Raw genomic sequence first — 15,293 nt, 5'->3', positions numbered from 1 at the left:
TTCAATGGTAACCATCCGTCTTGCTCGTGGCGGCTCCAAGAAGCGCCCCTTCTACCACCTGACCGTGACCAACAGCCGCAATGCGCGCGACGGTCGCTTCGTAGAGCGTATCGGCTTCTTCAACCCGGTCGCCTCGGGTGCTGAAGTGAAGCTCTCCGTGAACCAGGAGCGTGCCACCTACTGGCTGAGCCAGGGCGCCCAGCCGTCTGAGCGCGTTGCTCAGCTGCTGAAGGAAGCTGCCAAGGCTGCTGCCTAAGCAACTTTATGAGCACGACGCCGGCACAGGCCGAGGATCTTATTGTTCTCGGCAAGATTTTCTCGGTGCATGGCGTACGTGGCGAGGTGAAGGTGTATTCCTTTACCGACCCGCTGGATAACGTGCTCGATTACCGCCGTTGGACGCTCAGGCGTGATAACGAGGTAAAGCAGGTCGAATTGGCCAGTGGACGCTTGCATGGCAAGGTCCTGGTGGCAAAGCTGAAGGGTCTCGATGATCGCGAAGTCGCTCGTACTTACGCGGGCTTCGACATTTGCGTGCCCCGTAGCGAGCTGCCGGAACTCAGCGATGACGAGTACTACTGGCATCAGTTGGAAGGTCTCAAGGTCATCGACCAGCAAGGGCAACTGCTCGGCAAGGTCGATCATCTGCTGGAGACCGGCGCCAACGATGTGATGGTGGTCAAGCCCTGCACCGGCAGCCTCGATGACCGTGAGCGCCTGTTGCCCTATACGGAGCAATGCGTGCTTGCGATCGACCTGGAAACAGGCGAGATGCAGGTGGACTGGGACGCTGGCTTCTGAGCTGCATGACATGAAAAGCCTGCAGGTCGAGGTCATCAGCATCTTTCCGGAGATGTTCGCCGCCATCAGCGAATACGGCATCACCAGCCGAGCGGTAAAGCAGGGTCTGCTCAAACTGACCTGCTGGAACCCGCGGACCTTCACCGAGGACCGCCACCAGACGGTGGACGACCGGCCCTTCGGCGGTGGCCCGGGGATGGTGATGAAGATTCAGCCCCTCGAGCGGGCCCTGGCAGCAGCCAAGGCATCGGCAGGGGAGCAGGCGAAGGTGATCTACCTTTCGCCGCAGGGTCGCCAGCTCAAGCAGGAGGCCGTGCGCGAACTGGTCCAGTCGGAATCCCTGATTCTGATCGCCGGTCGCTACGAAGGTATCGACGAGCGCTTCATCGAAGAGCACGTCGACGAGGAATGGTCGATCGGCGACTACGTATTGTCCGGCGGTGAGCTGCCGGCAATGGTGCTGATCGACGCGGTGACGCGGTTGTTGCCCGGCGCGCTGGGCCATGCGGACTCCGCAGAGGAAGACTCGTTCACGGACGGTCTCCTCGATTGCCCGCACTACACCCGACCCGAGGTGTATGCGGACAAGCGTGTTCCCGATGTGTTGCTCAGTGGCAACCACGAACACATCCGGCGTTGGCGTTTGCAGCAGTCCCTTGGTCGGACCTGGGAACGTCGTGCCGATCTTCTGGATAGCCGCTCGCTTTCTGGAGAAGAGAAGAAGCTGTTGGCGGAATACATCCGCCAGCGGGACGATAGTTAACGTATCGATGGCAGGCCGGCGGCTTGTCTTAGGAGCGCAGCGATGACCAACAAGATCATTCAGCAACTCGAAGCTGAACAAATGAACAAAGAGATCCCGGCTTTCGCCCCCGGCGACACCGTGATCGTGCAAGTGAAAGTGAAGGAAGGCGACCGTCAGCGTCTGCAGGCCTTCGAAGGTGTTGTCATCGCCAAGCGCAACCGCGGCCTGAACAGTGCTTTCACCGTGCGCAAGATCTCCAACGGCGTAGGCGTAGAGCGTACCTTCCAGACCTACTCCCCGCTGGTCGACAGCCTGAGCGTCAAGCGCCGCGGTGACGTGCGCAAGGCCAAGCTGTACTACCTCCGCGACCTGTCCGGCAAGGCAGCTCGCATCAAGGAGAAGCTGGTCTAAGTACCGCTTCCCTCAGAAGCCCGCCCCGGGAAACCGCGGCGGGCTTTTTATTGGGCGCGGGAAAGTCAGCTCGCCCCTCGAGCCTTCTGATGTGTGATGGCGGGTCTGGTGCGCCGCTCGAGCCTGAGCCAAGCGATGCACGCGACGTTCGGGGCTCAAGCGTTGTCCATGACTTCCGCCAGGCAGCATTCCAGGCGTTCCAGTTCGAATTGCAGCTCGGTGAACTGCGCGGCCAGCGCGTCATCGCTCGCGTGGTTTTCGCACAAGGCTTCCAGTGCCTCGCAATGGGTGATCAGGGGATGTGCCTGGACGATCTTCGCGGCCCCCTTGATCTTGTGCGCCACCTCCGCGATCGCCGGCCTGTCGCCCTTGTCGATGAAGTCCCGCATCAACGCCAGGTCGCTCTGGTTGCTGCGCAGCAGCGTGTCCAGCAGGCGCGTGCGCAGGGCCGGGTCGCGGCCGGCCAGGTATTCGAATTCCCGCAGGTCGCAGGAAATGGGCATGGGTTCGGGGCCCTTGGCCTGCGGCGCTATGCCGGCCAGCAGGGCGGCCAGCTCCGCCAGGCTGATGGGCTTGAACAGGCAGGCATCCATGCCCGCCTGGCGGCATCGCTCGTGTTCTTCGTTCTGAGCGTTGGCGGTGTAGCCGATGAAGCGGCAGGGTGTCAGCGCGTCGCGTCGCTCCTGCTGGCGCACCGCGCGGGCCAGGTCGTAGCCGTTCATGACCGGCATGTTGCAGTCGCTGATCACCAGGTCGAAGCGCTGTCGTTGCCAGAGCTCCAGCCCGCCGGAGCCGTTCTGTGCATCGCGGACCCGATGGCCCAGGAAGAGCAGTTGCTGCTTGAGCAACTCGCGGTTGGCCGGGTGATCGTCCACCACCAGGATGTCGAGGCGCCGCTCGGGGGCGGTGATCGGGGCAGCCGATGGCATTTCGGTGCGGGGCAGGGGGTCGAGTACTTGCAGGGTCAGCTGCACCGTCACGCAGGTCCCCTTGCCGGGTTGGCTGGTCATGTCGATGCTGCCACCCATCATTTCGCAGAGGGTCCGGCTGATGACCAGCCCCAGCCCGGTTCCACCCAGGGTGTTGGTGCCCTGGTGGCGCCCCTGGCTGAAGGGCTGGAAGAGCTGGGCCAGGTCTTCCGGCTCGATGCCCGGGCCGCTGTCCTCCACCTGCACGACCAGTTCCAGGCGCTTGTCCTGGCAGGGCTGCCCGGCTATCCGCAGGCTCACCCGGCCGCGCTCGGTGAACTTGATGGCATTGCTGACCAGGTTGGAGAGCACCTGCTTGAAACGCACCGGGTCCAGCAGCACCTCGACGCCGGCCCGCGGGTCGAACTCCAGCTCCAGGGAGAGGCTCTTCTGCCGAGCCAGGCCGTCGAATACGCGCACCACGCCTTCCACCTGTTCGCGCAGGTCGCAGCGCACCGGGCTTAGGGTCAGGCGACCGGACTCGATTCGGGCGATGTCGAGGATGTTGCCGATCAGCTCCAGCAGGCCATTGGCCGAGTCATGGGCGATCTCGATGGCCGGGCGGTCCAGCTGCCCCTGGTCGGCGCGCTGCAGGGTCAGTTCGAGCATGCCGATCACCGCATTCATCGGCGTGCGGATCTCATGACTCATGGTCGCCAGGAACGTGCTCTTGGCGCGGCTGGCCTCATCGGCCCGCTCCTTCGCCTCCTGCAGGTCGGCCACCAGGCGCAGGCGCTCGGTGATGTCGATCCAGCCGGCGACCACGCCGCGGATGATGCCCCGGGAGTCGCGGAAGGGCTCGATCCAGTGAAAGATGCTGAATGGCCCGTCTGGATGATTCAGCCGGCGATCGGCTTGCAGGCTTTCTCCGCTTTCCATCACGCGACGGTAGTCCTCCGGCAGATGCGGGGTGCACCCGTCGTCGTCGAAGATGCCCTCTAGCGGCAGCGCCCCGATCGCCTGCTCGCGGTCGATGGAGAGTGCCGCCAGGTAGTTGTCGTTGCACAGCAGCAGGCGGTTGTCGCGATCGCGCACATAGATGGGGTGTGGGGTGCCGTTGATCAGCGTCTCCATCAGCTGCAGCTGGTCGTTCAGCGCACGCTCGGCGGCCGCCCTCAGCTGCATCTGGCGGCGCAGGTAGATGTTCCAGACCAGCGACACACTGAGCAGCAGCCCGACCACGCCCCCCACCTGGTAGATGAGCCGTTCGTAGTCGCGCCAGGTCGGCCTGGCCACCTCCACCGTGGAGCGCCAGCGCTGGTTGACCAGTACCCCCAGTTCGTCCGGCGGGATGTTGATCAGGGTCTTGTCCAGTACCGACAGCAGTTCCAGGTCGCCGCGCCTGAGTGCGAAGGCGGTGGCTTCGAGCAACTGCGGCACCCCATCGGATATCCACAGCTGCTCGTCGAAGAAGCGCTGCACCAGGTGCTCGGCCACCGTGCCGGGGATGATGCTGGCGTCGACTTTGCCCTCGGCCGTGAGCGTCAGTGCCTCATGCATCGAGTCCAGCTCCACGGGTACGGCGCGGGGGTAGTGCTCATGCAGCCATTGGTGCAGTCGCGGGTCGCGGGGCGTTGCGATGCGCTTGCCGTCCAGCGACTCCAGTTCCGCCGAATCGGCGTTGTCGCGGCGGCTCACGATGACCAGCCCCGCGTTCATGTACGGACGGGTGAAGGCCAGCCCCTGCACGTTCTCGATCGCCGGGTTCAGCGCGCCTATCAGATCGGCCTCGCCGGACCTGAGCTTCTCGATCATCTCCTTCTGGCTGCTGGTGCGGATGATCTCGAAGCGCAGCCCGGTGCGCATGCGCACCTGGTCCAGCACGTCGGCGGTGATGCCGTGGTAGTTGCCATCGCTGTCGAAGAAGCTCACGGGCGACAGGTTGCCGAAGGTGGCGATGCGCAGCACCGGATGCTGCAGCAGCCAGCGCTGCTCCTGCTGGGTGAACACCAGGCTGGCGTCCGACAGCAGCGGGCCGTTGCCGCCGCTCCAGCGCTTGAGCAGCTCGCTCTGGCGTTCCGGCGGAATGCTGGCCAGCGCGGCGTTCACCACCTTGCGCAGTTCCGGCTGGTCATCGCGCATGGCGAAGCCGAACCCGCCGCTGGGCATCTTGCTGTAGCCGGCGAGCCGCAGGGGGCCGGCCTGGCTCTGGTTGAGCAGGTAGTTCGCCACCACCAGGTCGCCGAGGTAGAGATCGGCGCGGCCCAGGGCCACCGCGCGCAGGGCGGAGCGGGGGTCGACTGCGGTGCTGACCCGCGCCAGCGGATAGTGGGCGCGGATCCGCTCCACCGGCTGGTAGTCGGCGGACATCACCAGGTGCATGCCCACCAGCCCCGGTGACAGCGGCCGGCGCTCGTCGTCGCGGCTGACCAGCACCGGCTGGTCGGGCGCGTAGGTGTCGCTGAGCAGCAACTGGCGGTTGTTCGTCTCGAACGAGTTGGAGGCGCTGAGCAGGTCGACACGGCCCTCTTCCAGGGCTCGCAGTGCCTCTTCCCGGCTGGGGTAGCGCAATACCTTGATGTCGATGCCGAGCTTGTCGGCGATGACTCCGGCGACATCGGCGGTGAGGCCCTCGAAATCCCGCCCGCTGGTGGTGATGTCGAACGGCGGCAGGTCATTGCCGATGCCCAGGCGCAGCTCGCGCTTGTCCCGCAACCAGCGCCAGTCCTCGAGATCCAGTTCGGCCTTGGCATCGGTGGCCAAGGGGCGGCTGAGCAGGGGGAGTTGTTCCTCGGCCGGGAGGTTCGCTGTCAGCCCGGCGAGGAGCACGCCGACGAGGACGCCTGGCAGCGTGCGGGCGAGTCGCGTTCTGTGCATGGGGCTTCCTTATTGGCGGGGTTGCGGGAACCGCCGGGTCGAACTGCGGTGGCAGCGGAAAATAGCCCATTCCGCTCACGCTGGAGCCACCGCAAATGCTGCTTGGGAAATGTCCCCAGGTGGTTGCGCATGGTTCCTACAAGAGATGCTCTGAGGGCCGATGGGCAGGGCTCTGGGGTCGCCGGCATCCAGGGGCGTTGCCTTTCCGGGAAGGGAGCGGTGCGCGAGGCGCGAAAGGCCCTTTCGCCCTGGCGCAGAGTACGAGAGGTGAGGCTGCGGGGTGGAGCGGGCTGTGGAATAATCGCGCCGCCGCAGGGGCACGCCCCACGGCTTTTCCCGCGAAATGGCCGTCAACTGCGGTCATCGGGAACCGATCTGCCCGTCCGACCGCGCACAACAACGACAACAGACACCGCACGGGTGGCAGCCACATTGGTTTCATTCAGGTAGTAGTGGCATGACCCCGAGAGAGCAAGAAATCGCCCGGCGCACAGCCTTGTCCGAAAGCCGCGTGACCAAGGCGGTGTTCCCGCCGACCACCAACCACCACAACACCCTGTTCGGCGGCACGGCGCTGGCCTGGATGGACGAGGTGTCCTTCATCTGCGCGACGCGCTTCTGCCGCCTGCCGCTGGTGACGGTTTCCACCGATCGCATCGATTTCAAGCACCCCATTCCCGCCGGCTCCATCGTCGAGCTGGTCGGGCGCGTGGTGAAGGTGGGCAACACCAGCCTCAAGGTGGAGGTAGAGGTGTTCGTCGAGAGCATGTACGAGAACGGCCGCGAGAAAGCCATCACCGGTGTGTTCAGCTTCGTCGCCATCGACGACCAGAAGCGCCCGGTGCCGGTACTGCCGGAGGTGGCGTCAGCCGCCGAAGCGGCCGCCTGATCCCGCTGCCGGCCCGGCCCGTGCTTGCGAGCCGGGTCGCGGGCCTGGCCATCAGTGCCGCAGGGCGATCTTCAGCGAGGCCTGGGAGAGATCGATATTGCTCAGGGTCAGGCTGCCGAAGCTCTGGCCCTGCGGCGCGCCGGCGACCCGCACATTGTCGAAGCGCAGCTCGCCGATGGAGCTGGGCAGGCGCACGTTGATCGAGCCGTCGGGGTTGACGGTCGAGCGCATGTGGCGGGTGTCGTAGACCACGTCCTTCATCGAGGTTTCGGCTTCCAGGCTGTCGAGCACCGGCATCACCAGGCGGCTCAAGGCCTTCACCGTGGCGATGCCGTCACCGCCTTCGGCCTGCACGAACAGACCCTGCAGCACCTCATCCAGGCCCTGGGCGCTCACGTCACTCATCTCGGCGTCGCTCAGCGGGCGCAGGCCCTTGGGCGTGTGCTCCTGGCTGATGGCGCTGGGCGTCTGCTGGATGTCGGCGCTGGCCATCTGGAAGGGGCTCATCAGCGCTGCTACCAGGGTCGCGGCGAGGCGCAGGTTGCTCTGTTTCTTCAAGGCCCGGTCGAGTTGCCGGCGGCTCAGCAGGCCCTGTTCGATCAGCACCTCGCCGAGACGCTTGTTGCTGGTCAGCTGGAGTTTGATGGCAGCGTCCAGCTGCTGGCTGGTGATCAGTCCCTTGTTGACCAGGATCTGGCCAAGGCGTGATTTCTGCTGATTCGACATGGGGGTGACCGGTGGAGTGGTGGCAAGGTGAAATCATCCTCCCGTAGGAAGAGGCTGTCACCAAACAAAGGATAGGCTTACATGACCGCCTGTCTATGTGCCTAGGACTTAGCCTCCTCGCCGTGCCTCTCAGGCGCCTGGGCATCCTCTTCGACCAGCGCCACCAGGCTCCAGCCGGCCTCCGGTTTCAGGGGCGCCTCCGCGCTCGCCAGGTGCACCCAGCCGCGCGGGTCACGGGCCAGCAGCAGCACCGCCTGGTCGCCGTTCAGAGCCCGGTAGGCGTTCCAGTCGAAGCTCGTGGTCAGGGTGGTCGTGCGGATCTCCGCGCCCCGGCTGAGCTTGCTGGCGAACTGCGGGTAGCTCAGTGCCGGCGAGCCCAGCGGCCGCCCGCGCACCTGGTCGCTGGCCCGGTGCTTGTCGGTGCGCCGGCTCTCCGCGCCGCTGGGCAGCGTGAAGCGGCGCAGGGCGGGGAAGTCGTGACGAAAGCGCATGCAGGCCAGGGCGTTCATCTCGCTGGAAGGGGAGAGCGCCAGCAGGTGGCCAAGCCCGACCAGATCGAGGTGCGCGTCGGCGTGCTGCGAGGTGGGGTTGCCGAAATAGGTGGGCAGGTTGTCCATGCGCGCGGCGCGGATGTTCTCCCAGCTGGAATCGGTGAGCAGCACGCGGCTGCCCAGTTGCTGCAGCGCCTTGCCGATCTCCCGTGCCACCGGGTTGGCACCGATGATGAGGAAGCCCGCAGGGGCCGGCTCCGCGACCTTCAGCAGGCGCGCCAGCGGGCGGGCCGTGGCGCTCTGCAGCACCACGGTGCCGATGATCACCAGGAAGGTCAGCGGCACCAGCAGGTGGGCCTGGTCATTGCCGTGCTGCTGCAGGCGCAGGGCGAAGATCGCCGACACCGCCGCGGCGACGATTCCCCGTGGCGCGATCCAGGCCAGCAGCGCGCGCTCGCGCCAGCCCAGGGGCGAGCCGAGGGTGCAGAGCGCCACGTTCAGCGGCCGCGCGATGAACTGGATCACCGCCAGCAGCACCAGCGTCGCCGGCCCCAGGGCGATCAGCGCCGCCAGGTCGAGGCGCGCGGCGAGGAGGATGAACAGCCCGGAGATCAGCAGCACGCTGAGGTTCTCCTTGAAGTGCAGAATCGGCTTGATATCCACCCCGCGCATGTTGGCCAGGCCCATGCCCATCACCGTCACCGCCAGCAGGCCGGATTCGTGCACCAGCAGGTTGGCGCCGATGAACACGCCCAGCACCGCGGCCAGGGCCGCCAGGTTTTGCAGGTACTCGGGCAGCCAGTGGCGCCGCAGCACCGTACCGAAGGCCCAGCCACCGAATGCGCCGAGCAGGCAGCCGCAGGCGATCACACTGGCGAAGGTGCCCAGGCTCTGGCTCCAGCCGCCCTGATCACGGCTGACGATGAAGCTGAACACCACCACCGCCAGCAGCGCGCCGATGGGGTCGATGACGATGCCCTCCCAGCGCAGGATGTTGGCGATGGAGCTGCGCGGGCGCACCACGCGGAGCATCGGCACGATCACCGTCGGCCCGGTGACCAGCGTCAGCGAGCCGAACAGCAGCGCCAGGTCCCAGGCGAAGCCCAGCAGCAGGTGCGTTGCCAGCGCGATCACCGCCCAGGTCACCAGCGCGCCCAGGGTGACCATGCGGCGCACCACGGTGCCGATTTCCTTCCACTCGGAGAGGTGCAGCGTCAGGCTGCCCTCGAAGAGGATCAGCGCCACCGCCAGGGAGGTGAGGGGAAACAGCAGCGGGCCGAACAGCGCCTGCGGGTCCAGCACCCCCAGCACCGGCCCGGCGAGAATGCCCGAGAGCAGCAGGAAGAGGATGGCCGGCAGGCGCAGGCGCCAGGCCAGCCACTGGCTGCCGAGGGCGGCCAGGCCGATGCCGCCGAGGGCGAGGAGGATTGCGGTTTCGTCCATCAGGACTCCTTGTCGCTGGTGAAGGGCGGGACGCTTGTGGAAGACTAGACGCCGTTCATCCCCTCAGCGTTCCGCCATGCCTGCCCTCGACCATCCCCTGATCGACCGTTTCCTCGACGCCCTGTGGCTTGAAAAAGGCCTCTCGCCCCATACCCGCTCCGCCTACCGCAGCGACCTGGCGCACTTCAACGCCTGGGCGGTGGAGCGCGGAGCCAGCCTGCAGCACGCCGGTCGCGACCTGATCCTCGACCACCTGGCCTGGCGCCTCGAACAGGGCTACAAGGCGCGCTCCACCGCGCGCTTCCTGTCCGGTGCGCGTGGCTTCTACCGTTTTCTCCTGGCCGAGGGCCTGATCGCCGAGGACCCGACCCTGCAGGTGGACCTGCCGCTGCTCGGGCGGCCGCTGCCCAAGTCGCTGTCCGAGGCCGATGTCGAAGCGCTGCTGGATGCCCCGGAGCTGGACGACCCCATCGGCCTGCGCGATCGCGCCATGCTCGAAGTCCTCTACGCCTGCGGGCTGCGGGTCAGCGAACTGGTGGGGCTGACCCTGGAACAGGTCAACCTGCGCCAGGGCGTGGTCAAGGTCTTCGGCAAGGGCAGCAAGGAACGCCTGGTGCCGCTGGGCGAGGAAGCCATCGCCTGGATCGAGCGCTACGTCCGCGAGTCGCGGCCCTTCCTGCTCGACGGCAAGCCCAGCGACGTGCTCTTCCCCAGCCAGCGCGGGGAGCAGATGACCCGGCAGACCTTCTGGTACCGCATCAAGCACCAGGCCAAGGTCGCCGGTATCGCCAAGTCGCTGTCGCCCCACACCCTGCGCCACGCCTTCGCCACCCACCTGCTCAACCACGGCGCCGACCTGCGCGTGGTGCAGATGCTGCTGGGGCACACCGACCTGTCCACCACGCAGATCTACACCCACATCGCCCAGGCGCGGCTCAAGGACCTGCACGCCCAGCACCATCCTCGTGGCTGAGCCGCGCGTCCCGCCCGATTGGCCCCTGCGCGCACCGGACATCCCCGCCGTACCTCCGTTCGGCTCTCTGGCGCGGTGCCGCGGGGCTTCTGTGATAATCTTCGGCATCCGCCCGAATGTCGCCGCTCCACAGGAGTAACCATGCGCGTGACCCGACTTTTCGCAGCCATGGCCCTTGGCCTGGTCAGCACCTTCAGCCTTGCCGACGATCCGGACCAGGCCATCCGCAAGACCCTCGACGGCCTCGAGCTGGGCCTGCCCATCGAATCCATCGGTGAAAGCCCCATGAGCGGCATCTACCAGGTGCAACTCAAGGGCGGTCGCATGCTCTACACCAGCGCCGACGGCCAGTACCTGATGCAGGGCTACCTCTACCACGTGAAGGACGGCAAGCCGGTGAACCTCACTGAGCAGTCCGAAAGCCGCTCCATCGCCAAGGAGATCAACGCCATCCCCGAGAGCGAGATGGTGGTCTTCGCGCCCAAGGAGCCGGCCAAGGCGCACATCACCGTGTTCACCGACACCGATTGCGGCTACTGCCAGAAACTGCACAGCGAAGTGCCCGAGCTCAACCGCCGCGGCATCGAGGTGCGCTACGTCGCCTTCCCGCGCCAGGGCATCGGCAGCCACGGCTACAACAGCCTGGTCAGCGTCTGGTGCAGCAAGGATCGCCAGGCCGCGATGAACAAGGCCAAGTCCCGCGAGGAACTCCCTGCCGCCACCTGCAACAACCCGGTGGCCAAGCAGTTCGAACTGGGCCAGATGATCGGCGTCAACGGTACGCCGGCCATCGTCCTCGGCAACGGCCAGATGATCCCGGGTTACCAACCGGCTCCGCAGCTGGCCAAGATCGCCCTGGAAGCCAAGTAACACGGGCTCCCGGCGCGCATCACATCGATTGACCAAAAATCAGCCGCTTCGTAAAGTGCGGCTCTTTTCCACGGCCGGGACCATGCCCGGCCGTTTTTCGCAGTGAAGATGGGGAGTTCAGCGTGAAGCCGGTAAAAGTAGGCATCTGTGGCCTGGGGACCGTCGGTGGCGGCACCTTCAACGTACTCAAACGCAACGCCGAGGAGATCGCCCGCCGTGCCGGGCGTGGAATCGAGGTTGCCCAGATTGCCGCCCGTCGCCCCAATCCGAAGTGTGAAACCGGTACCACCCCCATCACCGCAGACATCTTCGAGCTGGTCGACAACCCGGAAATCGACATCGTCATCGAACTGATCGGTGGCTACACCCTGGCCCGCGACCTGGTGCTCAAGGCCATCGACAACGGCAAGCACGTGGTCACCGCCAACAAGGCGCTGATCGCCGTGCACGGCAACGAGATCTTCGCCAAGGCCCGCGAGAAGGGCGTCATCGTCGCCTTCGAGGCCGCCGTCGCCGGTGGCATCCCGGTGATCAAGGCGATCCGCGAGGGCCTGTCCGCCAACCGCATCAACTGGCTGGCCGGCATCATCAACGGCACCGGCAACTTCATCCTCACCGAGATGCGCGAGAAAGGCCGTGCCTTCGACGACGTGCTCAAGGAAGCGCAAGCGCTGGGCTACGCCGAAGCCGACCCGACCTTCGACGTCGAAGGCATCGATGCCGCCCACAAGCTGACCATCCTCGCCTCCATCGCCTTCGGCATCCCGCTGCAGTTCGACAAGGCCTATACCGAAGGCATCTCCAGGCTCACCAGCGCCGACGTCAACTACGCCGAGGCCCTGGGCTACCGCATCAAGCACCTGGGCGTGGCCCGTCGTACCGACAAGGGCATCGAGCTGCGCGTGCACCCGACCCTGATCCCGGCCGACCGCCTCATCGCCAACGTCAACGGCGTGATGAACGCCGTCATGGTCAACGGCGACGCCGCCGGCAGCACCCTCTACTACGGCCCCGGCGCCGGCATGGAGCCCACCGCCTCCGCCGTGGTCGCCGACGTGGTCGACGTGGTCCGTGCGCTGACCGCCGACCCGGAGAACCACGTACCGCACCTGGCCTTCCAGCCGGATTCGCTGTCCGACCACCCGATCCTCCCGATCGACGCCTGCGAGAGCGCCTACTACCTGCGCATCCAGGCCAAGGACCACCCGGGCGTACTGGCCCAGGTGGCCACCATCCTGTCCGAGCGCGGCATCAACATCGAATCCATCATGCAGAAGGAAGTCGAAGAGCAGGACGGACTGGTGCCGATGATCCTGGTTACCCACCGGGTCGTCGAAGCGCGCGTTAACGACGCCATCGCCGCACTGGAAGCCCTCGACGACGTGGCCGGCAGCGTAGTCCGCATCCGCGTCGAACAGCTCAATTAATTTGGAGCGGCAAGCTCCAGGCCATAAGCCGCAAGTGGGCGTACCGCTTGCAGCTTGAAACTTGCAGCTTGCCGCTCAAACCGAAGGTTTGTACCCATGCGCTATATCAGTACCCGCGGCCAGGCCCCGGCCCTGAACTTCGAAGACGTGCTGCTGGCTGGCCTCGCCACCGATGGCGGCCTCTACGTACCGGAAAACCTGCCGCGCTTCACCGTCGAGGAGATCGCCTCCTGGGCCGGCCTGCCGTACCACGAGCTGGCCTTCCGCGTGATGCGCCCGTTCGTTGCCGGCAGCATCAATGACGCCGACTTCAAGAAGATCCTCGAGGAGACCTACGGCGTCTTCGCCCACAATGCCGTGGCGCCGCTGCGCCAGCTGAACGGCAACGAATGGGTGCTGGAGCTGTTCCACGGCCCGACCCTGGCCTTCAAGGATTTCGCCCTGCAACTGCTGGGCCGCCTGCTCGACCACGTGCTGTCCAAGCGCGGCGAGCGCGTCGTGATCATGGGCGCCACCTCCGGTGACACCGGTTCGGCCGCCATCGAAGGCTGCAAGGCCTGCGAGCACGTCGACATCTTCATCATGCACCCGCACAACCGTGTGTCCGAGGTGCAGCGCCGGCAGATGACCACCATCCTCGGCGAGAACATCCACAACATCGCCGTGGAAGGCAACTTCGACGACTGCCAGGAGATGGTCAAGGCGAGCTTCGCCGACCAGGGCTTCCTCAAGGGCACCCGCCTGGTCGCGGTCAACTCGATCAACTGGGCGCGGATCATGGCCCAGATCGTCTACTACTTCCACGCGGCCCTGCAGCTCGGTGGCCCGGCCCGTTCCGTGGCCTTCTCCGTGCCCACCGGCAACTTCGGCGACATCTTCGCCGGCTACCTGGCACGCAACATGGGCCTGCCGATCAGCCAGCTGATCGTCGCCACCAACCGCAACGACATCCTGCACCGCTTCATGAGCGGCAACCAGTACGTCAAGGACACCCTGCACCCGACCCTGTCGCCCTCCATGGACATCATGGTCTCGTCCAACTTCGAGCGCCTGCTGTTCGACCTGCACGGCCGCAACGGCGCCGCCATCGCCGGCCTGATGGACACCTTCCGCCAGGGCGGCGGCTTCAGCGTCGAGCAAGACCGCTGGACCGAAGCGCGCAAGCTGTTCGACTCCCTCGCCGTCACCGACGAGCAGACCTGCGAAACCATCGCCGAGGTCTACGCGGAATGCGGCGAGCTGCTGGACCCGCACACCGCCATCGGCGTCCGCGCCGCGCGTGAATGCCGCCGCAGCCCGTCCATCCCCATGGTCACCCTCGGCACCGCGCACCCGGTCAAGTTCCCGGAAGCGGTGGAGAAGGCCGGCATCGAAGCGGTCCCGGCCCTGCCACCGCACCTCGCCGACCTGTTCCAGCGCGAGGAACGCTGCACCGTCCTGGCCAACGACCTGAAGACCATCCAGGGCTTCGTCGCCGCCCACGGCAACCGCGGCAAGCCGCTCTGACCTGAACGGCAATGAAAAGCCCCTGGCGAGTGATCGCCAGGGGCTTTTTCGTTTCTCCTGTCCGGGTCAGTCGCTGCTCTCTTTCCCCTCCGCGTCCTGTTCCGGCAACGTCGGCGTACCGTTCTCCGGCTTAAGCGAGATCACCCAGGGCGTCCCGTCCACCGGTGCAAGCACGGACACTTTGCCGAGGCTGTAGGACGGATGGACATTGAAGTCGATACGGTAGTCGATCTCCCTGAGGGGGGGCCGCGTTTCGCTGATCACCTGCCAGGCAGTGCTCAGAGGGTCGTTCTGCCCGTGGGGGATTTTCTGAAAGAACATTAAATCCTTGTCCAGCGGGCTCTCATTGCGGATCTTGATTTCGTATTTCATATCCCTGCTTCCCGTGTCCATCGAGCCCCCTTCACGGGGCGGGCACTGATCATGGGCCAGTCCCCGCCCCGTTGCCGATTGATGGCCGTTCACAGATGCAACCGGGAAGCCCCGCGATCGCTCGCCAGGTCGCTTCAGCTGGCGCTGAATTCGAAGGTCCACAAGCCGCCAGGGCGGGTGAGGTTCACGTCCACTTCGGTGGCGGTGATGGGCGCCACGTACTGGGTCATGTCCGAGAAGTTCTGCACGATATAGGTCTGCCCCGCCAGCGGTGCGGAGGCCACCATGAAGTAGAACTGGCCCGGCACCATCTCGAAACTCACCGTCATGTTCAGGTCCACCTTGGGCATGCTCACCACTGGATGGCCGCCGACATACCAGTTGCAGGTGAACTGGATGAAGGGGTTGGTCTGGTTGATCACGCCGCACTGCTGCGGGGTGAGCTTTTGCTGCGCCAGCGATGTCGGCGCCGGTTGCAGGCGCGGAGACAGCCCGCCGGGGCTGACCGCCTGCAGCAACTGGCCGGGCTGGACGGCCACGCGTGCGGAGATGATCTGCTCATCCGGGGTATCGCCCGAGCTGGAGAGATCGGTCTCGATCTGGTCCTCGTAGCTGAATTGCTCCGTGGACCCCGCCGAACCGGTCAGCACCCGCCAGGCATGGATGTCGTAGTCGCGCTGAGGGTTCTGCGGCTTGAGGAAGACCAGAACGGTTTTCCCCTCCATGTCCTCTACAGCGAAATGCAAATTGATCATGGTCCCTGTCTCCTTGGTTCCGTCGTCGCCCCGGCCACTGCCTGGGCAGGCGTTGATGATGGAGCAGGAACGGCCACTTTGCCGAGTAATTGTGCGCAT

The 15,293-nt window shown here is 65.7% G+C and carries 14 protein-coding genes; 9 read left to right on the top strand and 5 right to left on the bottom strand.

The features are described 5' to 3' along the window. Positions 1-4 precede the first annotated feature (4 nt). From rpsP to rplS, 4 genes are read left to right on the top strand one after another with little or no spacing between them, the layout of a single operon-like run. Complete coding sequence (gene rpsP, locus HSX14_RS24595; protein WP_021220791.1) at positions 5-256, top strand: 30S ribosomal protein S16; 252 nt, start codon at positions 5-7, stop codon at positions 254-256. Positions 257-264: 8 nt separating this feature from the next. After that, complete coding sequence (rimM, locus tag HSX14_RS24590; protein WP_173172965.1) at positions 265-801, top strand: ribosome maturation factor RimM; 537 nt, start codon at positions 265-267, stop codon at positions 799-801. Between the two features lie 10 nt (positions 802-811). Continuing rightward, the gene (trmD, locus tag HSX14_RS24585) at positions 812-1,564 is read left to right on the top strand and encodes a tRNA (guanosine(37)-N1)-methyltransferase TrmD (protein ID WP_173172967.1); all 753 of its coding nucleotides are present in this window, start codon (positions 812-814) and stop codon (positions 1,562-1,564) included. 42 nt (positions 1,565-1,606) lie between these two features. Next, a complete protein-coding gene (gene rplS / locus HSX14_RS24580; protein ID WP_111263571.1) occupies positions 1,607-1,957 on the top strand; it encodes a 50S ribosomal protein L19 in 351 nt (116 codons plus the stop codon). 155 nt (positions 1,958-2,112) lie between these two features. Here the strand turns inward: rplS and HSX14_RS24575 are convergent, their stop codons facing one another. Next, complete coding sequence (locus HSX14_RS24575) at positions 2,113-5,742, bottom strand: transporter substrate-binding domain-containing protein (protein WP_173172969.1); 3,630 nt, start codon at positions 5,740-5,742, stop codon at positions 2,113-2,115. Between the two features lie 457 nt (positions 5,743-6,199). Here HSX14_RS24575 and HSX14_RS24570 point away from each other — a divergent pair, with 457 nt between their 5' ends. Further along, on the top strand, positions 6,200-6,631 hold the full coding sequence (locus tag HSX14_RS24570) for an acyl-CoA thioesterase (protein ID WP_173172971.1): 432 nt from the start codon (positions 6,200-6,202) through the stop codon (positions 6,629-6,631). A gap of 51 nt (positions 6,632-6,682) precedes the next feature. Here the strand turns inward: HSX14_RS24570 and HSX14_RS24565 are convergent, their stop codons facing one another. After that, positions 6,683-7,357 carry a cyclic di-GMP-binding domain-containing protein, MshE-related gene (locus HSX14_RS24565; RefSeq protein ID WP_173172973.1) on the bottom strand — a complete coding sequence of 225 codons (675 nt, stop codon included), beginning with the start codon at positions 7,355-7,357 and terminating at the stop codon, positions 6,683-6,685. Positions 7,358-7,458: 101 nt separating this feature from the next. After that, on the bottom strand, positions 7,459-9,291 hold the full coding sequence (locus tag HSX14_RS24560) for a cation:proton antiporter (RefSeq protein WP_173172975.1): 1,833 nt from the start codon (positions 9,289-9,291) through the stop codon (positions 7,459-7,461). A gap of 76 nt (positions 9,292-9,367) precedes the next feature. On the opposite strand from HSX14_RS24560, the gene xerD reads away from it, so the two are divergent. The 4 genes from xerD to thrC all read left to right on the top strand — a co-directional run bounded on the left by xerD (position 9,368) and on the right by thrC (position 14,067). Beyond that, complete coding sequence (gene xerD, locus HSX14_RS24555) at positions 9,368-10,264, top strand: site-specific tyrosine recombinase XerD (RefSeq protein WP_173172977.1); 897 nt, start codon at positions 9,368-9,370, stop codon at positions 10,262-10,264. A 141-nt stretch (positions 10,265-10,405) separates the two neighbouring features. After that, positions 10,406-11,134 (top strand): thioredoxin fold domain-containing protein, encoded by a 729-nt coding sequence (locus HSX14_RS24550; RefSeq protein ID WP_111263577.1) that lies wholly within the window; start codon positions 10,406-10,408, stop codon positions 11,132-11,134. Positions 11,135-11,256: 122 nt separating this feature from the next. Continuing rightward, the gene (locus HSX14_RS24545) at positions 11,257-12,561 is read left to right on the top strand and encodes a homoserine dehydrogenase (RefSeq protein ID WP_173172979.1); all 1,305 of its coding nucleotides are present in this window, start codon (positions 11,257-11,259) and stop codon (positions 12,559-12,561) included. A gap of 96 nt (positions 12,562-12,657) precedes the next feature. Continuing rightward, complete coding sequence (gene thrC, locus HSX14_RS24540; protein ID WP_173172981.1) at positions 12,658-14,067, top strand: threonine synthase; 1,410 nt, start codon at positions 12,658-12,660, stop codon at positions 14,065-14,067. A 66-nt stretch (positions 14,068-14,133) separates the two neighbouring features. Here the strand turns inward: thrC and HSX14_RS24535 are convergent, their stop codons facing one another. Together HSX14_RS24535 and HSX14_RS24530 are read right to left on the bottom strand one after the other, a co-directional pair. Continuing rightward, positions 14,134-14,439, bottom strand: a complete 306-nt coding sequence (locus tag HSX14_RS24535; protein WP_173172983.1) for a hypothetical protein — start codon at positions 14,437-14,439, stop codon at positions 14,134-14,136. A gap of 134 nt (positions 14,440-14,573) precedes the next feature. Further along, positions 14,574-15,194 carry a hypothetical protein gene (locus tag HSX14_RS24530; RefSeq protein ID WP_173172985.1) on the bottom strand — a complete coding sequence of 207 codons (621 nt, stop codon included), beginning with the start codon at positions 15,192-15,194 and terminating at the stop codon, positions 14,574-14,576. Positions 15,195-15,293 lie beyond the last annotated feature (99 nt).

Source organism: Pseudomonas tohonis, assembly GCF_012767755.2.
Lineage (GTDB): Bacteria > Pseudomonadota > Gammaproteobacteria > Pseudomonadales > Pseudomonadaceae > Metapseudomonas > Metapseudomonas tohonis.
The sequence above is the reverse complement of the archived record's forward strand: the minus strand, read 5'-3'. Positions and strand labels throughout refer to the sequence as shown.